This is a genomic window from Akkermansia massiliensis (genome assembly GCF_023516715.1).
GTDB classification, from domain to species: Bacteria; Verrucomicrobiota; Verrucomicrobiia; order Verrucomicrobiales; family Akkermansiaceae; genus Akkermansia; species Akkermansia massiliensis.
In genome coordinates, this window is sequence record NZ_JAMGSI010000001.1 from 271845 (window position 1) to 297288 (window position 25444).

Annotated in this window: 24 protein-coding genes and 1 tRNA gene; 12 read left to right on the forward strand and 13 right to left on the reverse strand. The window is 55.3% G+C overall.

The window, feature by feature from the left end; all coding sequences use genetic code 11:
- Window positions 1-2 precede the first annotated feature (2 nt).
- Entirely contained in the window at window positions 3-1163 is a 1161-nt protein-coding gene (locus M8N44_RS01200; RefSeq protein WP_102728897.1) for a glycosyltransferase family 4 protein, read from the forward strand.
- A 19-nt stretch (window positions 1164-1182) separates the two neighbouring features.
- On the forward strand, window positions 1183-2250 hold the full coding sequence (locus tag M8N44_RS01205) for a glycosyltransferase family 2 protein (RefSeq protein WP_102728896.1): 1068 nt from the start codon (window positions 1183-1185) through the stop codon (window positions 2248-2250).
- A gap of 23 nt (window positions 2251-2273) precedes the next feature.
- Here the strand turns inward: M8N44_RS01205 and M8N44_RS01210 are convergent, their stop codons facing one another.
- The 3 genes from M8N44_RS01210 to M8N44_RS01220 form a co-directional block, all read right to left on the reverse strand.
- Entirely contained in the window at window positions 2274-3227 is a 954-nt protein-coding gene (locus M8N44_RS01210; protein ID WP_102728895.1) for a retropepsin-like aspartic protease, read from the reverse strand.
- Window positions 3228-3489: 262 nt separating this feature from the next.
- Window positions 3490-4260, reverse strand: coding sequence for a phage tail protein (locus M8N44_RS01215; RefSeq protein ID WP_102728894.1), 771 nt, complete (start codon window positions 4258-4260; stop codon window positions 3490-3492).
- A 357-nt stretch (window positions 4261-4617) separates the two neighbouring features.
- Window positions 4618-4694 (reverse strand) — tRNA-Pro (locus tag M8N44_RS01220).
- 102 nt (window positions 4695-4796) lie between these two features.
- Here M8N44_RS01220 and argC point away from each other — a divergent pair.
- Genes argC through M8N44_RS01235 form a run of 3 tightly spaced genes read left to right on the forward strand, consistent with a single transcriptional unit; the run spans window position 4797 to window position 7641 of the window.
- On the forward strand, window positions 4797-5840 hold the full coding sequence (gene argC / locus M8N44_RS01225; protein ID WP_102728893.1) for an N-acetyl-gamma-glutamyl-phosphate reductase: 1044 nt from the start codon (window positions 4797-4799) through the stop codon (window positions 5838-5840).
- 32 nt (window positions 5841-5872) lie between these two features.
- Window positions 5873-7126 (forward strand): bifunctional glutamate N-acetyltransferase/amino-acid acetyltransferase ArgJ, encoded by a 1254-nt coding sequence (gene argJ / locus M8N44_RS01230; protein WP_022396168.1) that lies wholly within the window; start codon window positions 5873-5875, stop codon window positions 7124-7126.
- Between the two features lie 11 nt (window positions 7127-7137).
- Window positions 7138-7641, forward strand: coding sequence for a YkgJ family cysteine cluster protein (locus M8N44_RS01235; RefSeq protein WP_102728892.1), 504 nt, complete (start codon window positions 7138-7140; stop codon window positions 7639-7641).
- 159 nt (window positions 7642-7800) lie between these two features.
- On the opposite strand, the gene M8N44_RS01240 is transcribed toward M8N44_RS01235, so the two are convergent.
- The 5 genes from M8N44_RS01240 to M8N44_RS01260 all read right to left on the reverse strand — a co-directional run bounded on the left by M8N44_RS01240 (window position 7801) and on the right by M8N44_RS01260 (window position 13957).
- The gene (locus M8N44_RS01240; protein ID WP_180971835.1) at window positions 7801-8943 is read right to left on the reverse strand and encodes a tetratricopeptide repeat protein; all 1143 of its coding nucleotides are present in this window, start codon (window positions 8941-8943) and stop codon (window positions 7801-7803) included.
- A gap of 131 nt (window positions 8944-9074) precedes the next feature.
- The gene (locus M8N44_RS01245) at window positions 9075-10070 is read right to left on the reverse strand and encodes an IdeS/Mac family cysteine endopeptidase (RefSeq protein ID WP_102722591.1); all 996 of its coding nucleotides are present in this window, start codon (window positions 10068-10070) and stop codon (window positions 9075-9077) included.
- A 76-nt stretch (window positions 10071-10146) separates the two neighbouring features.
- Complete coding sequence (locus M8N44_RS01250; RefSeq protein ID WP_102722590.1) at window positions 10147-12648, reverse strand: excinuclease ABC subunit UvrA; 2502 nt, start codon at window positions 12646-12648, stop codon at window positions 10147-10149.
- Between the two features lies 1 nt (window position 12649).
- Window positions 12650-13288: a polymer-forming cytoskeletal protein gene (locus M8N44_RS01255; RefSeq protein ID WP_102728891.1), complete on the reverse strand. Its 639-nt coding sequence runs from the start codon at window positions 13286-13288 to the stop codon at window positions 12650-12652.
- 72 nt (window positions 13289-13360) lie between these two features.
- Window positions 13361-13957 (reverse strand): bactofilin family protein, encoded by a 597-nt coding sequence (locus M8N44_RS01260; RefSeq protein ID WP_022396162.1) that lies wholly within the window; start codon window positions 13955-13957, stop codon window positions 13361-13363.
- A gap of 211 nt (window positions 13958-14168) precedes the next feature.
- Here M8N44_RS01260 and M8N44_RS01265 point away from each other — a divergent pair, with 211 nt between their 5' ends.
- Entirely contained in the window at window positions 14169-15185 is a 1017-nt protein-coding gene (locus M8N44_RS01265; protein WP_102722588.1) for a hypothetical protein, read from the forward strand.
- A gap of 56 nt (window positions 15186-15241) precedes the next feature.
- Here the strand turns inward: M8N44_RS01265 and M8N44_RS01270 are convergent, their stop codons facing one another.
- The 5 genes from M8N44_RS01270 to M8N44_RS01290 form a co-directional block, all read right to left on the reverse strand.
- Window positions 15242-15637, reverse strand: a complete 396-nt coding sequence (locus M8N44_RS01270; RefSeq protein ID WP_146020139.1) for a hypothetical protein — start codon at window positions 15635-15637, stop codon at window positions 15242-15244.
- Window positions 15627-18062: a ligand-binding sensor domain-containing protein gene (locus tag M8N44_RS01275; RefSeq protein ID WP_102722587.1), complete on the reverse strand. Its 2436-nt coding sequence runs from the start codon at window positions 18060-18062 to the stop codon at window positions 15627-15629. The genes M8N44_RS01270 and M8N44_RS01275 overlap by 11 nt, the downstream gene beginning before the upstream one ends.
- A gap of 50 nt (window positions 18063-18112) precedes the next feature.
- Entirely contained in the window at window positions 18113-19489 is a 1377-nt protein-coding gene (locus tag M8N44_RS01280) for a hypothetical protein (protein WP_146021174.1), read from the reverse strand.
- 183 nt (window positions 19490-19672) lie between these two features.
- A complete protein-coding gene (locus tag M8N44_RS01285; protein ID WP_146021173.1) occupies window positions 19673-19909 on the reverse strand; it encodes a hypothetical protein in 237 nt (78 codons plus the stop codon).
- Between the two features lie 205 nt (window positions 19910-20114).
- Complete coding sequence (locus tag M8N44_RS01290) at window positions 20115-20567, reverse strand: hypothetical protein (RefSeq protein WP_102722585.1); 453 nt, start codon at window positions 20565-20567, stop codon at window positions 20115-20117.
- Window positions 20568-20714: 147 nt separating this feature from the next.
- Between M8N44_RS01290 and hisA the strand changes: the two genes are divergently transcribed.
- The 6 genes from hisA to M8N44_RS01320 all read left to right on the forward strand — a co-directional run bounded on the left by hisA (window position 20715) and on the right by M8N44_RS01320 (window position 25440).
- Window positions 20715-21506 carry a phosphoribosylformimino-5-aminoimidazole carboxamide ribotide isomerase gene (gene hisA / locus M8N44_RS01295; protein WP_102728890.1) on the forward strand — a complete coding sequence of 264 codons (792 nt, stop codon included), beginning with the start codon at window positions 20715-20717 and terminating at the stop codon, window positions 21504-21506.
- Window positions 21503-21793, forward strand: a complete 291-nt coding sequence (locus M8N44_RS01300; RefSeq protein WP_102722583.1) for a DUF167 domain-containing protein — start codon at window positions 21503-21505, stop codon at window positions 21791-21793. The genes hisA and M8N44_RS01300 overlap by 4 nt, the downstream gene beginning before the upstream one ends.
- A 135-nt stretch (window positions 21794-21928) precedes the next feature.
- Window positions 21929-22483: a nucleotide exchange factor GrpE gene (locus M8N44_RS01305; RefSeq protein ID WP_022396157.1), complete on the forward strand. Its 555-nt coding sequence runs from the start codon at window positions 21929-21931 to the stop codon at window positions 22481-22483.
- A gap of 24 nt (window positions 22484-22507) precedes the next feature.
- Entirely contained in the window at window positions 22508-23665 is a 1158-nt protein-coding gene (dnaJ, locus tag M8N44_RS01310) for a molecular chaperone DnaJ (protein ID WP_102728889.1), read from the forward strand.
- A 22-nt stretch (window positions 23666-23687) separates the two neighbouring features.
- Window positions 23688-24425: a 16S rRNA (uracil(1498)-N(3))-methyltransferase gene (locus tag M8N44_RS01315; protein ID WP_102730602.1), complete on the forward strand. Its 738-nt coding sequence runs from the start codon at window positions 23688-23690 to the stop codon at window positions 24423-24425.
- 22 nt (window positions 24426-24447) lie between these two features.
- On the forward strand, window positions 24448-25440 hold the full coding sequence (locus tag M8N44_RS01320) for an HAD hydrolase-like protein (RefSeq protein WP_102728887.1): 993 nt from the start codon (window positions 24448-24450) through the stop codon (window positions 25438-25440).
- Window positions 25441-25444 lie beyond the last annotated feature (4 nt).

A 25444-nucleotide genomic window follows, 5' to 3' on the forward strand; every position in this document is an offset into this window, starting at 1 on the left:
AAATGAAAATAGCCTATGTACTGGATGATCTGGACGCGGCGGGCGGCATTCAGGCCGTGACCCGCGCCAAGGCTGCCGCCCTGGCTGCCATCCCCGGCAATGAAATAATGCTGGTGACGGCCAATGATTCCCGGCGGACCGCTTCCTCCCTCCCTCCGGGCGTGAAGGTGGTTCACCTGGGTGTGAACTACTATGAGGACGACTGGAAGGGATTCCTGTATGTGCTGAAGGGCATTCTGGTCCGGCGCAGGAGGCATGCGAAAGCTCTGCGGAAGGCGCTGGATGAACTCCGTCCGGATATAGTCGTCTCCGTCGGGCAGTCGGAAAAATTCATGATACCGCGCCTGTCGCGCGACAAGCCGTGGAAAACCGTGCGCGAATTCCACTACTCCGGAACGTACCGGAAGGACTATGCGCGGCTTCAGGGGGGAATCCGTGCGCGCGTAATGGCTGCTCTTTCCGACTTCTATGAATTCGGCCTCCGCAGGGGAACCTATGACGCTACCGTCGTTCTCACCCGGCAGGACCGGGAAGAAAACTGGAAGGGCAGGCGGGGAGTGCATGTCATCCCCAATCCGTGCGTATGGCGGCCGGAGCGGGTTGCTCCCCTGGAACGTCCGCGGGCTGTGGCCGTTGGGCGGCTGGTTCCGGTGAAGGGATTCGGCCTGCTGGTACGCGCGTGGGAAAAAGTGGCCGCCGTTCATCCGGACTGGAAACTGGAAATTTGGGGGGACGGTCCGGAGCGCGGTTCTCTTGAACGCCTGGTCCGGGGAAAAGGGCTGGAAAAAAACGTGCTGCTGCGCGGAGCCACAGGGGAGGTGCGGGAAAAACTGCTTCAATCCTCCATGCTGGTATTCCCCTCCCTCTTTGAAGGCTTCGGCATGGTGCTGGTGGAAGCCATGGCGTGCGGCGTGCCGTGCGTGGCTTTTGAATGCCCGTGCGGTCCGCGGGACGTCATTTCCCCGGAAGAAGACGGCCTGCTGGTTCCTCCCGGGGATACGGACGCCCTGGCCCGCGCCATCATCCGGCTGATGGAACAGCCGGAGCTAAGGAGCCGCATGGGGGAAGCCGCCCGGAACAAGGCGGCCCGTTATGCGATGGATGCCGTCTGCGCCGCGTGGATGGACCTCTTCCGTCAATTAAACTCTTCTTCATCATGCTAACCTTTATTTTCATAAAAACATGCCGCTCGTTTCCATCATCATTCCCTGCTACAACGTAGCCCCCTTCATGAAAAAATGCCTGGATACCGTCTGTGCCCAGACGCTCCGGGACATTCAAATCATCTGCATCAACGACGGCTCCGGGGATGGAACCCTGGACATCCTGAGGGAATATGAAGCCGCGGATGAACGGTTCGTCGTCATCGACCAGCCGAATGCGGGCGTGGCGGCGGCGCGGAACGCCGGGCTGGATGCGGCTTCCGGGGAATACATCGGCTTTGTGGACCCGGACGACTACATTTCCCCCGTCATGTTCCAGCGCCTGTATCTGGCGGCGGAGGAATACCGGGCGGACGTGGCGTGCATGGGGGCGACGATTGCGGGGGACATGCCCCTCTCCGTCCGCTGGAGCATGCTCAACGGCCTGCAATGCCCGGAATGGCATTGCGGTAACTATGACTTCACGACGATGGGGCCGTTCAGCGAACTGTGCTGGGACAAGCTGTACCGGGCGGAATTCCTGAAAAAGACGGGTCTTCGCTTCCGGTCCGGAATGAAGCAGGGCAGTGACGCCCTCTTCAACAACCTGCTCCAGCCCTATGTGAAAAGAATCGTGAAAATACCGGACTGCCTGTACATCTACCGTCCTACCCGCCCGGACTCCCTGGTGAACGTGTACAAGGCCCCGGACAAAAAGGGTTCCGGCTTTTATCCGGCTCTGGAACGCATCGACCTGATTGCGGCGGCCTACCGGGAACAGGGCGTGCTGGAAAGAGCCGGGATTACGGTGCTGAACTGGCTGAACGGCAGTATCCAGCTCTTTTCCTCCAACCTGTTGAACCAGACGGCGGCAGAAAAAAAGGAGGCCCTGGACGCCGTCCGGGCGCTGCTGGACAAATATGAATGGCGTGAGTTCGTCAAATCCCCGGAATCCCCCTTCCGCCTGCTGAGACACATTGCCAAGGGGAACGATCTCCGCGTGCGGTGCGCCCTCTTCGGCATCTACCGGGTCCTGCATTCCCGCATGGGGAACAGGCTGGTGGACCTCTGCACCCGCATCATCAACCTGCGCGGAAGCGCCCGGTAGGGTAGGGGTGGTGCCGGAATGCCTTACTTTCTGGAAGAAAAGGCCGCGTCCGGCTGCGGGCGGAGCAGGCAATCATAAAACGGAGTGTAAAGCAGATTGTTGGGAATCAGGTAAATATACCCTTCCCGGGAATCATAGACCATGTTGAACCGTTTCAGCAGGTTGTTGCCCATGACGCCGTCCATTTCCGCGATGCTCTGAATACCGCTGGTGACGGTGGAGAAGGCGCCGGGGATGAGCGGAAGCTTGCAGCCGCCCAGTTGGATGCTGTCGAACATGACGTTTTCCAGAACCCCGGTATGGGAGTCCGAACTGGAAATGCGGGAAGTGGAAAAGGGCTTTTGGCTGCCCAGCAAATGATGTTTTTTGATGAAAGGCGTATTGAGGTCCAGAACGCGGTCGGAGCCGGTATCCACGGATAAACGGAGCTGGTGGGTTTTTCCGTTGACCGTCACTTGTGCGGGGACAATCGGAACGCCCATCACGTACTCAATCTTCAGGCGGATGGCATTCGCCGGCGGCGTATAGGAACCGTGCGGGTACAGGTAAATCTTCCGGTCCGTGTAATTCACTTCCGTTACCTGCCGTTGGATGAACCAGAGGCCCAGCACGCCGTCCCACTGGTCCGGTGAATAGGGAATGGCAATAAAGGGAACGTGCTCCAGGCTTCGTCCCCCGATGGTGAATTTGTTCTCCGTGCTTCCGCGTACTTCATCGGACCCCGTGGCGCCATGGTTGACGACGGTCTCGTTGAATTCCATTGGAACGCCTTTCAGGGAATTGGTGCTGATGACCATGGATGTGGCTCCGGTATCAAAAAGAAAACGCAGGGGACGGCTGCCATTGACGCTCCCCTTCACGTAAATACGGCTGGCAGTGCCCAGCTCAAAGGGAATGCTGCCGCTGGGGGTATTCGCTCCCTGGGCGGAGAGAAGGGAAACCAGTGAAATGGTGAGAAACGACAGGATTTTTTTCATATGAGTTACTCCCTGTGTCAATGAAGTTGTTTTTCCGGAACAGGCGGCTGGAGCATTTGGTGGTACTGGCTGGCCAACGGATGCCCGTTTCTATAGCAAAGGCTTCAAGAGCTAACAATATAAAAGAAGAATCCTTTATTTGGAGAATGGTTTTTATCGCATGGAGAGGCGGCCAGGATTTTCTTTGAGAAAAAGAAAAACCGCTGCAGGTTGGTACCTGCAGCGGTTGAAACGGTCCGTAGGACTGTCCTTGAAATTTGTCTTAGTATTTGATGACTGGCATGAAGGCTATATTGACGGGACGGTTTTCTTCAGCAGTGGGTACAGATTTGGATGCATCAAAAGTCCATTGTTTAGTAGTATTGTTTAACGTGCCAGTACTTGACATAGAAACTGTGTTTCGATTTGTCGTGTCTTGGATATACCCGAAGGCGCCTTCTAAATTAGTCGCCCAGCCTTGAGATTTACCAGTTCCCAAAAATCCAAAGGCTCCTTTAATGTTTCTGATGGCATCCCCTTGCACGCTGCCTACAGTTCTCTCTGTAGAAGTGGAACGGATGAACAACCCGCTGTCTCTTGTCAAGTCGGGAAGGGCGAAGGTAGTTACGCCATCGCCGCCATAGGTGGTGCTGATTGCCGCGTACAATTCCGGATACTGACTGATTTGGAGAGTCGTGCCATTGCATTCCAGCCAGCCGTTCGGGGCTGTGCTGCCGCAGAACCACATGAAGCAGCCAGGAGGCACGCTGGAACCTTGCGGACCTTCGGGACCTGCATCCCCTTTATCTCCCTTGTCCCCTTTGGGGCCCTGTGGACCGGCAGGGCCCTGGATGCCGGGTTCACCCTTGGGGCCTTGGGGGCCTTCCGGTCCCGGGGCTCCCGGATCGCCCTTGTCTCCTTTAGGTCCTTGACCGCCTGAGTTCCATTTTTCCTTTTCCTGTGCCGTGACGTGAATGCTTGCGTTTCCTGCATGAGCGGAAAATTCATTCTGCGTGGTCATCAGGATTCCGTTAATCGTGATAATCTCATTCATGATTGTTGTCTAATTGGTTCGGGATAACCCCGGCTGGTGAACATCCTGTTTTTCCTGGGATACATATCTCCTGATTATTCGGGAACCTGTTTCAGGACAGACACCTTGCGAAAGGAATTTGCATGTATTTCAAAAAGAAGTCATCCCGCATGCAACGTCAGGCGGAAACGCCAAATGGGCAGAATACAACGATTCCACGTGCTTTTCTCCTTTTCCTAATTTTTCCGCATTGACGCGGGCTCATGGATAGAAAGACCCACATCCCCATGATGTTGAGAGGCAGGTGGACGGCAATTATTTCAATATGCCTGAAAATGAAAAACCGCCGTAAGCTTTTCAACTTACAGCGGTTAAAAGTGGTCGGGTTGACAGGATTCGAACCTGCGACCCCCTGCACCCCATGCAGGTGCGCTACCAGACTGCGCTACAACCCGATAAAATCGGACCGACCGGGGCCGTGTCTTGCGACGGCGAGGTGTATATAGGAAAACTTTAGTGTTGGCAAGAGTCTTTTTTCATAGCATATCTTTTTTGTCATGAAGCAAGTTCAAGTTGCAGTCGTCGGGGCCAGTGGCTACACCGGACAGGAGTTGTTGCGCATCCTGTTGAATCACCGCGGAGTGAAGCTGGTGTGCGCTACCTCCCGCCAGTATGCCGGACAGCCGTTGTGGGAGGTGTTTCCCCGTTTCCGGCAGGTTCCGGGTTCCGACCTGAAGTTTACGGATTCCGATGTGGACGCGATTGCCGCCACGGGCGCGGAGGTGGCTTTCCTGGCGCTGCCGCATGGCGTGGCCGCTTCCTATGCCCGCGGCCTGGTGGACCGCGGCGTGCGCGTGATTGACCTGAGCGCGGATTTCCGCCTGGACAGCCCGGAAGTGTACGAGGAGTATTACGGCAACGCCCATCCGGATACGGCCCTGATGCAGGAGGCCGTGTATGGCCTTCCGGAGTGGCGCAGGGAGGAGATTGCCCGGGCGCGCATCGTAGCTTCCCCCGGCTGCTATCCCACCAGCATCCTTCTTCCCCTGATTCCCCTGTTCAAGGCCGGCATTCTGGAGCCGGAGGACGTCGTGGTCTGCTCCGGCAGCGGCGTGAGCGGCGCAGGGCGCAAGGCGTCCATTCCCCTGCTGTTCTGCGAGTGCAATGAGAGTTTCCATGCTTACGGCGTGCCGAAGCACCGCCATTTGAGCGAGATTGAGCAGGAGCTTTCCCATGCCGCCGGGAAGACGGTGGTGATGTCCTTTACCCCCCATTTGATTCCCGTGAATACGGGCATTTGCTCCACCATTACGGCCAGGGTGAAGAAGGGAGCGGATCCCGAGTCCGTCGGCCGCCTGTTGGAAGAAGCTTATGCGGCGGCTCCGTTCGTGCGCCTTCTGGGCCGCAACCAGCCTGCGGATACCAAGAATGTGACGCGGACGAATTGCGTGGACATCGGCTGGGCCCATGATCCCCGGACGAACCGCGTGATTCTGATGAGCGCGGAGGATAATGTGGTGAAAGGCGCGGGCGGCCAGGCCGTCCAGTCCTTCAATATCATGTGCGGGTTCGATGAAACGGAAGGCTTGTGGGTCCTGTAGTTTTTTGATACGCTGGAAGGCACTTCAAGACGATGAATGATTCATCCTATATTCCGGTTGACGGGGGCGTTTGCGCGCCTCAGGGCTTTGTGGGGAGCGCCGTAAGCTGCGGCATCAAGAAGCCTACGGCCACGCGCCTGGACCTGGCCCTGATTTATTCCACGGAACCCTGCGTTTCCGCAGGCACGTTCACGACCAACCGAGTGCAGGCCGCCTGCGTGAAGGTGAGCCGGGAGCACCTCCGGAAGGGGAATATCCGCGCCATCGTGGCGAACAGCGGGAATGCGAACGCGTGTACCGGAGCCCAGGGTGTGGAAGACGCCAGGGGCGAGTGCAGGAGCGTTGCGGAACTTCTTGGGCTGAAGCCTGCGGAAGTGGCCGTGTGCTCCACCGGCGTGATCGGCCTGCCGATGCCCATGATGCGCATTTACCCGAAGTTCCCGGAATTGGCGGAAGGCCTTTCCCGCGACAAGGGGCACGAGGTGGCCCAGGCCGTGATGACCAGCGATACGAAGGAGAAGATCATTGCCATTGAGTTCATGGTGCAGGGCAGGCCCGTGCGCATCGGCGCGTGCTGCAAGGGCGCGGGCATGATCAATCCCTGCATGGCTACCATGCTGTGCTTTATTACGACGGACGCGGGCATTTCCCGCGACGTGCTGGAGCTGTGCGTGCAGTCCGGCGTGAAAAGTTCCTTCAATTGCATCACCATCGACGGCGACATGAGCACGAACGACACGGTGCTGGTGATGGCGAACGGCGCTTCCGGCGTGAAGCTGGAATCCCCGGAAGATATTTACGCGTTCCAGCAGGCTCTGGCCCATGTGATGCTGGAGCTGGCCAAGCATATCGTGCAGGACGGCGAACGCGTGACCAAGTTTGTGACCGTGCATGTGACCGGAGGCCGTACGGAGGATGAAGCGAAGAAGGCGGCGGAAGCCGTCGCCAAGTCATCCCTGGTGAAGAGTTCCTGGAACGGGAACGATCCCAACTGGGGGCGCATTATCCATGCCGTGGGCTATTGCGGTGCGAAGGTGGATGAAGAGAAGATCGACATCGACATCGCCGGATTGGCCGCCTGCCGCGGCGGCATGCAGGCGGATACTCCGTCGGACGATTTGCGGCAGGCCGTGCAGGTTTCCGCATTCCAGGTGGATATCAATTTGAACCGGGGCGAGTTTTCCCATACGGTGTACACCACGGATTTGTCTCCGGAGTATGTGGACTTCAACCGTTCCGAGTACGCGTATTGGAACCAGGCGAAGGCCGATGGCCTGACGCATTAACCGCCGCAGTCATGGCACCGGGAAAGTGCCGTCATGGAAGAGCGGAGGGAGCTGTTCCCTCCGCTGAAATGCTGATGGAAGTGCGGCGCCTTCTGGATGAAGGCGCTCTCCGGGCTTCCCGGGCGCAGCGTTCCTGCACGGGCGTGGCGGACTGTTGCCGGTTCCGGCTGACAGGAGAGACGCCGCATGTGACGCTGGGGGAGGCGTGGATGGCCTGGAAGGCGTGGCGCGCCGCCGGACGCACGCGCGTGGAGCTGCCGCCGGACGGAAGCTGCCCATTTCTGAACGGGCAGGGGAAGTGCATGATTTACCAGGGAAGGCCGCTGGCGTGCCGCACTCATTTCTGCATGTCTGCGGGTGGGGCCTTGCCCCGGCGGGAAGTGATTGATCTGATTCGCGCTCTTGAGGATATTGACGTCGTGCTGGGCGGCGATGGCGCAACACGGCTACCGGAGGCGGTGGAAAGGTTGTCCCGGAAAGGCCCGGCGGACGGTGGGAGGAAGAGGCGGCGGTGATGGAATGCAACGGCTTCTTGATGAAGGCCGGGGGCCTTCAATCCCAGGCGGACGTTTTTTCTTTAAGCCATGGGGATATGTTTTTTCCCTGCGTTTTTTGATGGCTGCTGCGCTGCGAAAAGGGATTCTCCGATTCTTGTAAAAAGAAGAAGCGTTTTTTCAGGCCTCCGCATCCGGTTTTTTCTCTTTTTCCTGCTTGGAGGCCAGGTGGCGCAGGGCGCTGGCGGCCTTTTTGTTGCCGTGCCTGACGGCTTTCTGGTACCATTCCGCCGCCTGTTCGTCATCCTGCGGAATGCCGTAGCCGTGGGCGTAGCAGTTGCCCACATTGAACATGGCTGTGGCGTTGCCCTGTTCCGCCGCCTTGAGATACCATTTCAAGGCTTCCTCCCGGTTGACGGGCGTTCCCTTGCCGTTCAGGTGGCACCACCCCAGGTTGAGCTGGGCCGTTGTATGGCCCTGTTCGGCGGCCTTGGTGTACCAGTGGACGGCTTTGGCCATGTCCACTTCCATGCCCCGGCCGTTGCCGTAGCACCAGCCCAGCGTGTATTGGGCCGTGATCTGGCCCTGGAGGGCTGATTTGTGGTACCATACCAGCGCCTTGTCGATATTCGGCTGCACGCCGAAACCGTTTTCATAACACCAGCCCAGGTTATACTGGGCCGTAGCGTGGTTCTGCATGGCGGCCTCCTCATACCAGTAGGCGGCTTTTTGCGGATTCCGGGGAGTGCCGCTTCCATTGCCGTAGCACCAGGCCAGGTTGTACTGGGCACGGGGATCCCCCTGTTCCGCGGCCTGCTTGTACCAGTACACGGCCTGTTCCCAGTTTTTCTGGCTGGCGCTGTTGGCGTAAATCCAGCCGAGGTTGAGCTGGGCTACCGCGTGACCCTGTTCCGCCGCTTTTTTGTACCAGGTGATGGCCTGGTTTTCGTCTTTTTCCACGCCCAGCCCGTTGATATAGCAGAATCCGAGGTCGAATTGCGCGGTGGGATGGCCTTGCTCGGCGGCTTTCCGGTACCAGTAAAAGGCTTTGTCATTGTCCTGCGGGGCGCCTATGCCGTTGGAGTAGGCCCAGCCAAGGTTGAGCTGGGCTGTCACGTGGCCCAGTTCCGCCGCCTGCTGGTAGCAGTAGAAGGCTTCCTGCTGGTTTTCTGCTACCCCGCGCCCCTGTTCATAACTGATCGCCAGTTGAAACAGTGCCTGGGCGTCTCCTTTCAGGGCTATCTGCTGAAGGGTTTCTATGTCGACGGAATAGGTCGAGACGGTGCTTTCCAGCTCGCCGTGGTTGTTGGAAGCGTCATTCATTTCACAGGTAACCGCACTGGAGAACATTGGAACAATTCATGCTCTTCTGAACTTATGCGTTTCCCGATTCTGCACATTTCCCCGGCAAGAATCAAGACCCGTTTTTGAGAGAGAAAGGAGTTCGGATGGCCTTACCGCAGGATGCGCCTGCGGCGGGACACGGCAAGGAATACGCCGCAGAGGGAGAGAATTCCAGTGCCGGGTTCCGGAATCCTGAGGTCTCCCAGCGGGGCGGTGAAGCTTTGAAGTTCGCCCAGCCGCGTGCCGGTCAGGCCTGCTTCACCGTAATTATAGCCGTACACGTTGTTTTCACCGTCCACGCTGGTCAGATAGATGTGTTTCTCATCGTCCACGATAACTTTCTGCCGGAACATTCCCAATGCATAGTCATCGGAATCCGTCAGGTAGATAATCAGGTTCCCGTCCGCGTCCATATCATAGCCCCACATGGTGATGGCGTGGCCGGTTCCGTACTCGCCGATGCTGAGCGTGGTTCCCCAGTTGTTGTTGATGCTGTTTTTCAAAACGCTGTAGATTCCGTCCCTGGTATCGCCCTCCCAGAAGGTGTAGGAATTGAATAGCGGGGTGTTGTCCGGCGTTCCCCACTTGTCGTAGGTCACGGTCAGGTTCAGCTCTTTCCAGTAGCCTCCTTCGGAGGAGGGGTTGTCCCTGATCGTGGAGTCGGTCCCATAAAAGGCGGAGGGAAGCATTCCTCCGTTGAACCACCAGTTGTAAGCCTGTTCCACGGACCCTCCCTTGTCAGTCCAGCTCGTCGCCAGGGTTTGGTAAATGCGCAGCTGGCAGGCTTCCGGCATGTTGCCGTAAGTGGAGGATTTTCCGTTGGGGGTCGTAGGTGAGAGGTCGCTTCTGGTATTCTGCCACCATTGAAGAACGTTGGAGGCCGCCGCTGCCCAGCAGAGCTGGCTGTCTACGGGATTGTCCGGGCTGTAGTAGCCGGAAGGACGGTCTGTCATGGAACCGCTGCCCCACTTCCATTTGGTTTTCTTGTTGCAGTCATACCATCCGCCGGATTCGGAGACGTTTTCAAGGAATACGGGCGTGGCATGGAGTGTTTCAGGAAGAAGAAACAGCGCCAGCAGCGCTAGGGAAAAGGAACGGGGATTCATCGGAAAAGCAGAGAGGAATTCCCATATTGCTAGATAAAAGCCTGAAAAACGTCAAGATAATAATAATTATTCTTCCTTAACGGGCGAGAAGCCACGGCGCCGTGGGGGCTTCCGGCATGGCTGCTACGGCGGCGGGCGTTCCTTCCGCCACGATGTTTCCGCCATGTCTTCCGGCTCCGGGGCCCATGTCAACCAGGTAGTCCGCGGCGTTCAGCAGGTCCTTGTGGTGTTCCACGCAGAGGATGGTGTGCCCGGCGTCCCTCAGACGGAAAAGAGCCGTCAGAAGAAGGGCCACTTCATTGAAGTGGAGGCCGCTGGTAGGTTCGTCAAGAATGAAGAGGGCGCGCTTGCCGTCCTCCGCCAGTTTCCAGGCCGGGGCCTTGGCCAGCTCCGCGGCTATTTTGATGCGCTGGGATTCCCCGCCGGAGAGGGTGTCTGCCCGGCGGTTGAGGCTGAGGTATCCCAGGCCTACGTCCTGCATGCTTTTCAGGATAGCGGCGGCCCGGGGCAGGGAGGAGAAGAATTCCGCCGCTTCATCCACCGTCAGCGCCAGCGCCTGGGCGATGGATTTTCCCTTCCAGGTGACTTCCAGCGTTTCCCGGTTGTAGCACTGGCCCTGGCAGGCGTCGCAGGGCATCGTGACGTTGCCCAGAAAGTTCATGTCCACTTCAATCATGCCCGTGCCCAGGCACCGTTCGCAGCGCCCCCCGCGGATGTTGGGGGAAAAGCGCGCCGCCGTGTATCCCCTTTGCTTGGAAAGAGGGAGCTGGGCGTAAAGGGGGCGCAGAACCTGGAGCAGTCCGGTGGCTGTGGCCGGCGTGGAGCGCGGCGTCCTGCCGATGGGCGACTGGTCGATGACGACGAGGCGGTTGAAGTGTTCCGAGCCCTGCACGCGGCGCGGAACGCCCTTTTTCCCGGGGATGTCCTGCCTGACCGCGGGAATGAGGCAGTCCCGGACAAGAGTGGATTTTCCGGAACCGGAGGGCCCGGAGATGCAGGTCAGCGTGCCTACCGGGATGTTCAGGGTGACGTTGTTGAGGTTGTGCTTGTCCGCCCCGGCCAGGACCAGATGCCCGGTGGGAACCGTCCTGTGTCCGGAGGCGGGCATGCTCCGTTTGCCGGAGAGCCATGCTCCGGTAGGGCTCTCGGCGTTTTCCAGAATTTCCGGAAGGGGACCTTGCGCCAGAATACGGCCGCCGTGGGTGCCGGAGCCGGGGCCCATGTCCACCAGATGGTCCGCCGCGTTCAGAATTTGTTCGTCGTGCTCCACTACCAGGACCGTGTTGCCCTGGTCCCGGAGCGTCCGGAGCGCGCGGAGCAGGCGGTCCGTATCGGCGGGGTGAAGTCCGGCAGTAGGTTCGTCCAGGATGTAAAGGACCCCGGAAAGACCGCCGCCCAGCTGGGAGGCCAGGCGCGCCCTTTGCAGTTCCCCGCCGGAAAGAGTGTTTGCCTGCCGGTCCAGGGAGAGGTAGGAAAGGCCCAGTTCGTTCAGGAAGCGCACGCGCTTGTTGATCTCCTTCATGAGCGGGTCCAGCGCCGCCGCCAGGGAGGCGGGCGTCTTCAGCCGTTCCAGCTCTCCGGCCATGTCTTCCAGCGGTAGAGCCGTCAGTTCCGCCAGGTTATAGGCGCGGTCCGGCGTGTGCATGGTGACGGCCAGCGCCAGGGGGGAGAGCCGCAGGCCGCCGCAGGCGGAGCATGGGCCTTTTTCCCGCTCATTCAGGCCGGAGCCCTGGCAGGAAGGGCACGCGCCCAGTGGAGAGTTGAAGGAGAAATGGCGGGGCGTAAGCTGGGGAAGCAGGAAGCCCGTTTCCGGGTTGCGGTAGCGGGTATGGAAGGCCTGGACGGTAGTTTCTTCCCCCGGCCTGGTGATGATGGCCCGCACCTCGTCCGGATTGATCCGGAGGGCCGTTTGGAGGGAGTCCGCCAGGCGGGAGGCCGTGTTTTCCCCGCGGACGATGATGCGGTCGATGACCAGGGCGGCATCCGGCGGGGGAGGAGCCGGGGAGCCTATTTCCTCAATATCCTGCATTTCCCCGTTCCAATAGACCCGCAGAAAGCCCTGGCGCTGGAAGTCGCCCAGAGTCGCCGCAGGATCCTGGGCCAGCAGGGCTTCCGCCGGAGCGGCCAGGACCAGGCGCGTCTGTTCCGGCAGGGAGACGAGTTCCTCCGTAATCTGGTCCGGGCTTTTGCGCACCAGTTCCTTGCCCGTTTCCGGGTCATGGGGAGTGCCGGCAGCCGCATACAGGATGCGCAGGTAGTCCAGAATTTCCGTGATGCTCCCCAGCAGGGTGCGAGAACTCTGCTGCCTGGCGGATTGTTCCAGGCACAGGGCCGGGGGCAGTCCGGTGATGCTGTCCACCTCCGGCTTTTCCGGCTGTTCCATGCCCTGCCTGGCCCGTGCCGAAAGACAATCCAGGAAACGCCTGCGGGATTCGGAGAAAAGCGTGTCGAACGCCAGGGAGGATTTTCCGGAGCCGGAAGGGCCGCTGAACACGATCAGCTTGTTGGATGGAAGGTCCAGATCCAGGTTCCGGAGGTTGTGCTGGCGTGCGCCGCGGATGGAGATGGGAAGGTTCATGTCACGTAAGCCGGGTAAAGGAGCCCTGGTGCGCCCCCCCTTCCTCAATGATGAGGCGGCGCGCCGTGATGTCCCCCAGGAATTTGGCATGCCGGTGGATGGTAACGGTTTCATCCGCCGTGAGCGTTCCTTCCAGGGAACCCTGTATCCAGATGTTTTCCACCTGGATGGCTCCTGTGACCAGCACCGTCGTCTTTTTTTCCACCACCAGCCTGCGGGCGGAGATGGAGCCGGAGATGTGCTGGTCCGTTTTGATCTTGCAGACGCCCCGGCACAGAAAATCGCCGGACGCCCTGCCGTATAAGACCAGGTCCCGGCATTCGATGTTCAGTCCCTTCAGGTCTGCATTGGCCTGCACGGTGACGCTTCCGCAGGTCTGCACCTTCGTTCTGTGCGTCCTGCTGTGCAGGATAACGTCGTCCAGCTTGATGTAGGCGGAGCAGTGCCCGCATCTGGCGGAAACGGCCGTGACGGGAACGGAAGTGTTTTTGCGGCAGGAAAAGCATTCCACCTCCCGGGTGGGCGCAGGCCTCCTTTCCGCGGCTGCCGGGAGCGTCCAGGGCGGGGCCGGAGCGGGACGCCTGATTTTCCCGGAAGGCGCGCTGCTGGTCCGTGGAACGGGATGGAAGGAGGGAGTCATGGAACAAAGAGGGCGGCAAAAGAACGATCCGTTCCTTTGACGCCCCTGAAAATGGCTGGTGGAAGGTTTTTCTTATTCCGCGTCAATGTCCAGCGTGCTCTGGCTGGTCGGGGCGGGGGCTTCCGGTTCCGGAGTGAAGGTATGAACGGGGGCCGCTTTCTTCGCGGCGGAGGCTCCGGCGGTGCCTACCGTGGGGGCGCCTACGGTGGAATGGCCGATGAAGATCGCGCCGCCTTCAATAGCCAGGGAGGCGGCCTGGATGTCGCCTACGAGTTCCGCGGTGCTTTTCAGTTCCACGCGGTCCGTAACCGTTACATTGCCGATGACCTTGCCGTGGATGATGACGGACTTGGTGTTGATTTCCGCGCGGATGACGGCATTCTGGCCTACGGAGAGCACCCCTTCGGAAGAAATGTCGCCTTCAACGGTGCCGTCAATCAGCAGGTCGTCGGAAAAACGCAGGGAGCCGACAACCTCCACGTCGGAGTTCAGCACGTTGCGGGTCAGTTGCTGGACGCGCGTAGTGGGGGCGTAGGAAGCGGGGGAGGGTACGGCTTCCGCAACCGGTTCGGGGGTGTCCTGGCTCTTGGCTACGTCCATCCAGCTGGGGGTGGATTCAGGATTCTTGTTGCCCTTGGGGGCGGGAACGGTGGTGAATGATCCAAACATGGCGTTAAAAAGAGGGAGGGGTGAAAGGTAAGGTGGGAGTTCTTGAAACTCGTCCGGTTTAATGTACATCACCCGCTTGTGGATGTGAAACAATTTTCTCCGGAAGGGATAAAAAAATGTGTCTGTTTTTTATCGTTGCGTTACCCTTGGCGTTCCGGTAGTGTTTGACCATCCTTCCGCAGTTGTTTTCTGTGGGTATTTCCGGTTTAAAATGAGTGATTTATCTGACAATAAACCGCCCCTTTCCCCTGCCGCGCGCAGGAGCGGCGGAAAAGCGGGCGGCGCGCTGGGGCGCATTCTTTCCGTCATCTTCTTCATGATGGCGCTGGGGCTGTTTTTCGGCGGCCTTTTTTTCTGGCTCCAGAAGCGCCAGGCATCTCGGGATTCAGGGGCCGCCGCGCGGATTTGCGCCACGCCGGAGATGCTGTCCGGGGAATTGCAGGCCACGCTGAAGGACAAGGTGGACTACAGTTTCTGGCCTCCCTGCCACATCCCCCCGATGGAGCGGCAGGACCTGCTGCGCAATTGCCTGGTGGAGGCGCAGAAATATTTGAGCGCTCCGGACGTGGTCCAGAAATCCTCCTTCGTGTGGAATTCCCTGCAATCGCTTCCTTTGATGGTCAGGCATTACGCCGTATCTCCGCCTGAGGTGATTGCCAGCAAGCCCGTGGGGCCTAAAAGTTTCGCCGTGCTTGAGGTGGAGGGGCATCCCTGCGCCCAGCTGCTGATAGGCTTTGAAAAGACGCCCGACATGGAATTCTGCTTTTTCAAGGATGGACAGGATGGCGCCTGGAAGCTGGACTGGCAGCAGTTCGCCCGCTACCAGCCGGTGAACTGGGAGGATTTTGTCCGTGGAAAAGGGGAGGACATCGCGGAATTCCGCGTGTGGATGATCCGGGACCGCATGTCGGAGAATAAGGACAACTACGCGTTCAAGCTGATCGCTCCCGGAATGAACGGGTCGGAGGAGCGCAGCATTGCGCGGCCCATGGTTTATGTTCCCAGAAAATCGGAAACGGGCAAGCGACTGTTTATGCTGTTTAAAATCAATGAGGAAATGGAGCATTCCCCATACCGGGTGCTGAACGCTAATGACGAACTTGACATGCTCCGCGTGCGCGTCCTGCTTTCCCGCAGCAAGGAGCCCAACCGCAAGGGGGAATATTCCTTCACCTTGGTGAAGCTGCTCGGGGAAGGGTGGTATGGCCTTTCCGTTGCAAATAAATAGTAACTTGCTTAGAATAGGGGACTGCCATAGGAATACGGCAAGTCCCCTGATATTATTTACCTTAGTTGTTGTGGAGATATTGTTACATCTATTCGGTTAGATGTTTTGACTTCTTGTACTGGTCTTCGCGACCAAATAGCTTTGCCATTACATGCTGCTGAGGCTTTGGGCCATTTTTTAGGATCGGGAGAAAATGCCTCAACTTTGGGGGTGCGCACTTTAGCTATTGGAGTCTTTTCATCTGCCTTCTCTGGAATAAATCCTGGAAGAAACCACTCATATTTTAGCTCTTTCAAATTCCCTTTTTTCTTATCGTCATTTTCGCGCTTCATGATAGCTTCATAAGGATATATTGTATCTTGTTTACAGATATTTGGCCCTGATAACCGCATTTCATATGCCATTACAGTTGGGATTGACAAGAATATGATACATAATAATTTAGTCTTCATTTTCTTTTGTATTTCTATTTTTGTATGATTTCGAGATTTCTTCTATAAGTTTTTTCTGGTATTGATTTTTTAATTTATCTAGTTCAGCTTGGCTCATAGAAGAAATTTTCTCTTGCAGTTCTACCAGTTCAATTTTTGGTTTAACTTTACTGTTTGGTAGATAACTTTTCCAATCGAGACCCATGTATTCAATTACTTCGCATTCATCTACAGTGAGAGGTAATGTTCTAGGACTAAATGGAAAGAATTCTTGTGACCTGTATATAGCATATTCATCTTGTTTGTGATACCACTCTTCCAAGAATTTTTTTTGCACTGCTTCATGATCTTCCGATGTCCATATATTCAATATTTTTTTAAATTCTGTTTCTTTTTCTATTGCATTCAAGTGGCGGTATAAAGATAAGAGAAAACTTCTTTCTTGAGAAATTCCCTTTGGTGTAATCGGGATTTTTTTATTAAGAAGAAAAACATCTTTATTATTAAATATACTATTCATTTTTTCTTTTAAAAGATCCATGCGGCTAATGAAAAGCCCGTTTAGTATAGCATCGCTTGAATAATTATTAAGAATTCGTATGCTGTAAGTTTCGGGACCGGACAGAATGAATGTTTTGTAGACACCACTACCATGGAAATCCTTCACTCGGCTACGTGCAAGAATTGGAGCCATTTGAATTTTTTCTCCTTCATCAAGTTTTCCGGATCTAACTTCAATAATAAAATCCCTCCAAGTTCCTATATTATGATCTTTACCTTGATAATTATAAAAATACAGTGAACAAGAATGGTATCCTTCTGGTACTTGTATACTTGTCCAAATATCGGGCCCATCAAATTTAGATGCGTATTCTTCTCCATTATCGGACCATTCTGTTGCTATACGCGTACCTGTTTTCGGATTAAATAGTACATTAGGATTTAATGACGCATTATCATTATGGGGACGTACAGACAAAGAATCTTCTTTCTGCTTATGAAATCCTAATATTTGATTGCTATCAATTTTAACATCCAAATTGGCTATAATATCATTTCCCATATTGCAGGTCCCGCACAGGAGAGCATAATCTTTGCCGTAATATCCATACCAATCTCCTTTTGTCGCCCAGTCCTCTTTCCATGCGACAGCATAGGGGATTTTTTTTACCTTATGGTTGTTTTCCTCATCAACAACTTGGTTAAGTTTAACTGCTTCTTGATTCAGTTCATCACGAGTTTTAATAGAAGGAATAGGCGGGAAAGATGGAAAATCCTCTCTCTCAGCGACTTTTAATTGATTTCTTTTCTTCTCTTCGTGTATTTTGATAATGCCATGTCCATACGTTGCTGCATATACGCTTCCGTTTGGTAAAGTAAGCAACGATTTCACAAAGGGATTCTTAATATTTTTTGGGAATATACCTAATTTATTTTTTTTCAGATTGAGCGGATTAATTAAAACAGCTCCCTTTTGGCGGAATCCAATCCACCATCCTTCCTTGGTTTCCGCTAAACAAGTAACATAGTCCTCCGGTAGGAGCGACACTCCTGCTTTGGAAGAAATATCCCGGTCCACTTTGACATTCCATAATCCCTGGTTTTTGTCACGACAATCTTCTCCCCTTAGGTATTTCCAACTACTTGTACCTTTTTTGAAGGCCAAGCCACTGTTAGTTCCTAAAAGGATATCGCCCTTTTTTGTTGGCAATATTGTATTACATAAATTCGAAGGAAGACCTGAACCAAAACTTTCTATAGGTTGGCGTACCCGGTTCTCTTTGTCCCAGTACCACTTTGCCTGTTCAGTATTGATAATCTTATAATTCTGTTGTTCAGATAATTGAGAAACACCTCCACATGCATAACCCAGCCAAAGGTTTCCTTTATCATCATAGGCAAGAGTTTCTACTTGATCTTCCACCAAACCCTCTGCACGCGTTAGATTGAGCCATTGATTCGTTTGTGGTTTAAAGACATTCACTCCACCGGAGGTAGCAATAGCAACGTCTCCAGTTACAGGAGATACGGCTATGTCAAAAATACGTTCACCGAGCAAAGCATTTTCACGATTGTAGGTTTTCCATTTCTCTCCATTAAATACTGATACCCCTTCATTATCCGTGCCAACCCAGATGCGACCTTGTTTATCTTCAGCAATGGAATAATAATTGGTTTCTTTTTTAAGACCATGATAATAGGATATGTCCAACCAGCTTTCTTTTCCCGCTTGCGCTTTTTCCAAAGGTTTCAGACAGTAGATTCCCTGTCCTTCGCTCGTTATCCAGATTGAACCATCAGAAGCTAATAGGCAATCAGTAAGATATTCTGCGGGACACGGCGGCAGTTGGTCAGAAAATTCTATAGTCCGATCTTTTCCATAGACTGATGATAAAGAAATCAGACACGCGATTAAAATTCTTTGTATTCTCTGATGTAATTTCATAATTATCTAATTAAAAAGTTAATATTAATTGGCATGGCTATTTCTAATATTTATTTTTGCAGGGAATGGTAATATTCCAGATCATGTTTATTTTTTGAAAGAGTAGCTATATCAATTCCAACTTTGATCAATTCATTTCTTATCCCTGTGATATTATCGGTTTCCTCCTTGAGAAGTCTTTTTAAGAAGATATTTCCGAGTTCAATCAATCGTGGATCATTCCACAGTTTTTGACATTCAGCATAGAATTTGAGATGTTTGATTGACTCGGAGCTGTTGGGTAATAATCCTTCAATAGCTTGTTCCAAGATAATTAAGGTTTTCTTTTTGGTTGAAAATTTTATTTTATTGGTTTTGTAGTATAAAAGCCAGTCACTATAAAATATACGCCTTTTATGCACATTATATATTACTTTACCTTTTATTTCAGGAATATCATTTGCCAAACATTTTGAAAATGATTGCATGTACAACTGAATGGCGGAGTCTTCTACTCGTTCTTTTTGTATAATTTGAGAAATTATTTTATATTTATCTTGTTTTTTAAGATTCAATGGTATGAATTGATCAAGAAGATATTGTGCTGCTATAGGATCCTTACGGAATGAGTATACAATTTTTTGAGCTAACTGATATTTCTTTTCAGTGGATATCTGTCTGGATTGCATAGAAATAAAATCCTGCCATGCAGCAATATTTTTACCATATGCTTTTTCGATAGCTTTACGGGATAAAATATTTTTATTAATATTGTTTTTGCTTAAGCTGGAGTAAGCCCGGCATAATTCCGAATCTCTTGCTTCATTTAATTGCTCAAATCTCACAAAGGAAGAAATTATTGCCGGAGGTCCTTCCCATGGAGACATATTTGAACTCCCAGGAAGTTTCCAACCGGAGTGGCCCCCGGACCAAACCCAGCCATAAATATTATTTCCGATGACCCATTCACCAGATAGATTTTTGTATACAAAAGCACAGTGTCCTGGTTGTCCGATCGGATAAGCTGGAACGCCGCGGGACGCTAAAAAACCTGCAGCTCCTTTAGAAACTGCTCCACAAACACCTCCATATTCATTTAAAATAGCTAGTGTCGTTGGTTTGTAATCATAAAATGGAGCTCCGGCATGTATACTGACTCCGTTTTTATTTTTTTCTCTGTAGGGAATGAACTGAGTTGCGCTGCCTGCACTTTCTGATTTGAATTTATTTCTAGTTTTACTAAATCTCTGTCCCCATTCCAAATCTTCAACGTTATGATGGTGGTGGTAGAGAATTGCCATTTCCCAAGCGTTTAGATGATCATATTGCTTAAATAAATCTCCATTATTTCTTGATTTTTTATAAAATTCATATCTCTCCAGACTTTGTTCAAGTCCTTCTTTTAATTCTGGATGTGCTTCAAGTCCGCATCCTAAAGCAGAGACCAAATCAATTCCCTCAAGCTTTTTGTTTTCTCTTAGCCAAATTTCTCTAATGACATTAAGAGTACCGCTATTACCCCGGTTGGCTTTTGCGAGTTGCTGAAAGATAACTGGATTTTTTAATAAAAAATTACAAAATTCATTATCTTGAAGAGCTTCAATAAAACAATTGTTTTTCTTGGTTATATTTTAAAAAAATCTATTGATATAACAAACATGCTCAATATCTTTGTTTTCTAAAAGGGAGTTAAGAGATTCTTCATTTAGTGTTTTCGCATCAATTGTCTGAATAATTACCCGTTCTGTTACATTACTCACTAATCGCGCACTACCACTATGCAATGCACTTTTTACTTCTGCAGGAACTTCTGCAGATGAAATCTGTAGAGAAATAGAAAGTAAAATGTAGAGGAAGTTTTTTACCATATTTTTGATAAAATTTGGTATGAAAGATAGCGTTTAGATTAGTATCTGACTTTTTTAAAGCATCTATTTTTGTAATATGGGTGCCAACACACATCCTTATCCAAAGACTATCAATGAAAAAGAGAAATTGTCAAACATTTTTTTCTGATTGACGATCAATTTTTTTGTTTCAAAAGTGCAGAAGAGAATCAAGAAATAGATGGAATCATCGGCGGCGGAAATGGGACGGAAGTCCGCCGTAAGGGGGCCTGGGGCGGTAGGGACGGCAATGCGGACGGGGAGACGGGTACGCCATTCCATGCTGCGGATGCGCGGAGCGGCGTCCGCGGCAGACGCCCGCAGGCCAGAAGGGGCCGTGATAATGCGGCCTGGGATTCCAGGCGGGAACGTAGCAGCCGCGGTAGATGCCCCTGATGACGTAGATGGGCATGCCTGCGGGGGAATAGGCGTAAATGGGCCGGCCGCATGCGGAATAGCCCCAGATAGGGAATCCGGAGGAGTCATACAGGAGGCTGACTTGTCCTCCCGGGGCCATGCGGATTTCACCGTGCAGATGGATTCCGGCTTCCGCAACGGAAGGTGGGAAGGCCAGGAGGGCAAACAGGGCGCTCCCGGCGCAGTAGGAAAGGAGGTTGTTTTTGACGAGGTTGTTTTTCATCGGCTTCTTGAATGATGTTCAGGGGCGGTTATCCGGTAAAGCGGAGGCCCGGGACTGTTTTGTGTAATTTTCCGCGCCCGTTTTCCGGACGGCGCCGGAGGGTAATCCCTTCTTGACCTGCGGGGATAGGGCGGGCAAAGTGGCCGCGTGACGAGATTCAGACCATGCATTGATTTACATGACGGGCGCGTGAAGCAGATCGTGGGCGGTTCCCTGACGCAGGACGGCGCTTCCCTGCGCACCAATTTCGTCTCCGACCGCGGCGCGGCATGGTATGCGGATTTGTACCGCAGGGACGGCCTGCACGGCGGCCACGTGATCAAGCTGGGACCCGGCAACGACCTTGCGGCGCGGGAAGCCCTGGCGGCGTGGCCGGGCGGCCTCCAGGTAGGCGGCGGCATAACGCCGGGGAACGCGAAGGAATGGATTTCAGCCGGAGCCAGCCATGTGATCGTCACCTCCTGCCTGTTTGATGCGGAGGGGAAATTTCTGGAGGGGAAGCTTAAGGACCTTGTTTCCGCCGTGGGCGCGGAACGCCTGGTGCTGGATTTGAGCTGCCGCAGGGTTCCGGGCGGCTGGGCCGTGGCCATGAACCGGTGGCAGACCTTGACGGAGCTCCGGGTGACGGCGGAGACGCTGGACATGCTGGCGGAGCACTGCGCGGAGTTTCTTATCCATGCGGCGGACGTGGAAGGCCTCTGCACGGGCATTGACCGGGAACTGGTGGAGATGCTGGGAAGCTGGCGCCGCCTGCCCATGACCTATGCCGGCGGAATCAGCCGTATTCAGGATTTTGACGAGATAGACGCCCTGAGCGGCGGCGCGATGGACGCCACGGCGGGGAGCGCCCTGGACCTGTTCGGGGGCGGCCTTATCAGGTACGCGGACCTGGTGGCGAGGCAAAGCGGGAAATCCGGGACGGAAAGGCGCAAGGCATGAAGCTGGCCCTGAAAGTCATTCCCAACGCGAAGAAGAGCGAAGCCGCGGGCTGGGAGGACGATCCCCGTGCCGGACGCGTGCTGAAGCTGCGCATTGCCGCGCCTCCCGTGGAGGGGAAGGCGAACAGGGCCGTCATCCTGTTCCTGTCCGCCTGGCTGGACGTTCCCCGGTCCGCCGTCAGCCTGCTGCGCGGAGAGTCAGCCCGGCTGAAAGTGGTGGAGCTGCCGGACGGCTGCGCGGAAAAGCTTGCCCGGCTGCTGCCTGAGGCAGGCGTTCCGGAAGCTTAGGGAGGCTGGCCGGAAAGCCGCCATTCCCTTTTCTGCGTAGATGAGTTGCATCATGTTCCGGTCATCACGCGTCAAACGTCATCCATGTCTTAGCAGGCCGTTGACGCATTCGGTAAAAGTATCTACATTGTCCGCATGAGCAACGAAGAGAAAGAGAAGAACGCGGAAGCGGAAGAGCAGGAAGTTCTGGAACAGGCCCAGGACGCCCCCGCAGAGGAAAAAGGAGCGGAAGCTTCCCTGGAAGAGGAATTGCTTAAATGGAGGGATACCGCCATGCGCACTGCCGCGGAATATGACAATTACCGCAAGCGCATGGTGAAGGAAAAGGAAGAATGCGCCAAGTTTGCCAACCAGCGCCTGCTGGAAGAATTGCTGCCGGTGATTGACAATTTTGAAATGGGCATGGCGGCGGCCAGCGCGGACACCGCCTCCATGATTTACATCGGCATGAGCATGGTGAAGAAGCAGTTGGACGAATTTCTTTCCAGCAATGGCGTGAGCGCCATTGAACCGGTAGTGGGCAGCATGTTTGACCACGCCACGGAGGAAGCCCTCCAGCGCGAACCCTCCGACCAGCCTGAAGGCACCGTGCTCCGCGTCATCCGCAAGGGATACAAGCTGAAGGACAGGCTTCTGCGCCCGGCAAACGTCGTGGTGGCCGAGACTCCGGAACCCGAACCGCAAGTTTGACCGTTTTTTTAACATTCACGCCACATGGCTAAGAAAGATTATTACGAGATCCTGGGCGTTTCCAAGGACGCCACTGATGATGAGATCAAGAAGGCCTACCGCAAGCTGGCCTTGAAGTACCACCCGGACCGCAATCCGGACGATCCTTCCGCGGAAGAGAAGTTCAAGGAGCTGGGAGAGGCCTACGAGGTGCTTTCCGATGCGGACAAAAAGGCCGCTTACGACCGCTTCGGCCATGCCGCCTTTGAACAGGGCGGTCCCGCCGCGGGCGGCGGCTATGGCGGAGGCGGGTTCCAGGACCCGATGGATATTTTTGCCCAGATGTTTTCCGGAATGGGCGGTTTTGCGGACATGTTCGGCGGCGGTGGCCACGGCGGCCAGAAGAGATCCTCCAAGAGGCCCGGTTCCGATCTGCGCTATGACCTGGACATTACGCTGGAAGAAGCCGCGAAGGGCTGCACCAAGAAGCTGGAGATTGAGCGCCTGGTGACCTGCAAGGCCTGCCACGGCACCGGAGCCCGGGATGGAAAGGAAGCGTTCAAGACGTGTCCCTCCTGCCAGGGGCGCGGCATCATCACCCAGCAGAGCGGCTTTTTCGTCCAGCAGTCCACCTGCCCCACCTGCCACGGCACCGGGGAAATCATCTCGGACCCGTGCCCCGCCTGCCGCGGGGAAGGGCGCGTGAGGGAGGATTCCCACATCACCATCCGCATTCCCGCAGGCGTGGCCACGGGCAGCCAGCTCCGCATCGCCGGGGAAGGGGATGCCGGGGTGCACGGCGGCCCCACCGGGGACCTGCACGTGTTTATTGACGTAAAACCTCACGATATTTTCCAGAGGGAAGGCAACGACCTGAGCTGCACGGTTCCGGTTCCGCTTTCCCTGGCCGTCTCCGGCGGCAGGTTGAAGGTTCCCACGCTGGAAGGCGCGGCCACCATCAAGCTGCCGGAAGGCACGCAGAACGGCATGATCTTCCGCCTGCGCGGCAAGGGCATGAAAGCCCTCCGCAGTTCGGACGTAGGGGACATGCTGGTGGAAGTGGAGGTGGAAATCCCCACCCAGCTCACCAAGGACCAGATGGACAAGCTGAACGCCTTTGCCTCCACGGTGGATGAGAAGCGCAACCAGCCGGCCTGCGTGGCGTTTGCCGACAAGGCGGCGCGCTACCTGAAGAACAAGTAAGGTCCGTTTTTCCCTTTCACGCATGGCTCGCTTTTACCTCCCGGCTTCGGAATGGGCCGCTCCCTCCTGGGAGCTGCGCGGGGATGAGGCGCACCATGCCGCCAAGGTTCTGCGCCTGAAACAGGGTGATTCCTGCGTCGTCTTTGACGGCCGCGGCCGCGCCGCCCATGCCGTGGTGGCGGAACCTCCGCGCAGCTCCGGGGTGCTGCTGGCTCCGGGGGAGGAATGTCCTCCCGCTCCGGAATTGGCCCATCTGACGCTGTGCCAGGCGGTCCCCAAAGGAGCCAACATGGACCTCATCATTCAGAAATCCGTGGAACTGGGCGTTTCCGCCATCGTTCCGCTCCTGACGGACCGCACGATCGTGCGCCTGAACGCGCGGGAGGCGGAGGCCAAGAGGCAGAAGTGGCAGCGCATCGCCCTGGAGGCCTGCAAGCAGTGCGGCCAGAACACGCTTCCCGAGGTTGCGTCTCCCGTTCCCTTTGCGGAATGGCTGCGCCGCGGAGCGCCGGAAGGGCTGAACGTGATCGCCTCCCTGGTGCCCGGCGTGCGCCCGGTCAGGGACGTGCTGGAAGAAGCCCGCTCCCGCTCCGTGCGGAGTGCTGCCCTGCTGGTGGGGCCGGAGGGCGACTTTACGGACCAGGAGACGGCCATGGCGCTGGAGGCCGGATTCTCTCCCGTTACGCTTGGCCCCATCGTCCTCCGGGTGGAGACGGCCGCCTTCTTCGGGCTGGCCGCCATGCGGTACGCCCTGGACTGAGTTTTTCCCGATACGCATTCCCATGTTCAAGAATCTCATTTTCGACTGGTCCGGCACCCTGGTGGATGACCTGGCCCTGACGCTGGACGCGTCCAATTACGTTTTTTCCCAGTACGGAAAACCCTGCATGGACAGGGATGAATTCCGCGCGGAATTCCAGCTTCCCTATCCGGACTATTATGCCCGCGTGCTGCCCCAGGCGGATTTGAATGAACTGGAAGACCATTTCCGGTACGCCTTCCGCGTTTCCAACGCGCCGGTGGAGGTGCTGCCGAACGCGCGGGAATTCCTGGAGTTCTGCCGCGCGCGCGGCGTGCGCTGCTTTATCCTCACCAGCGTGGACGCCAAGGAGTTCGACATCCAGTGCCAGGAGCTGGGCATGATGGAATATTTTGAAGCCATTCACGCGGGCATCCGCCATAAGGACGCCCATATCCACACCCTGCTGGCCCAGCACGGGCTGCATGCCCATGAAACCGCGTTCATCGGGGACATGCAGCATGACATAGAGACGGCCCACCATGCGGGCATCACGTCCATCGCCGTGCTGACCGGCTATAATGACGCTGCCCAGCTTTCCAAGGCCAGGCCGGACATCATCGTTCCGGACCTGCTTGTCCTGCGCACGCTGATGCGCCGCTATGCCCTGCCTTCAGATACGCAGGATTCCATCAACATCAACGGCCTGGAGCTGGATACCTTCATCGGCGTGCCGGAGGAGGAACGCGCCTCTATGCAGACCCTGAAGGCGGATATCACTTTTTATCCGGATGAAGCCCTCTCTGGCCTGAACGACGATTTTTCCAGGACCGTCTGTTATGATTCCATCGCCCGCGCCCTGAGGGCGGAAGCCATGGCGCGACCCCGCAAGCTGGTGGAAACGCTGGCGGAGGACATGGGAAAGGTTTGCCTGAAGGAGTTCGGCGCGCGTCACGTGATCGTCACCCTGCGCAAGTTCATCCTGCCGCGGACGGACAGCGTCTCCGTGACGGTGCATGTTTCACGGCACCGGTAAAAGG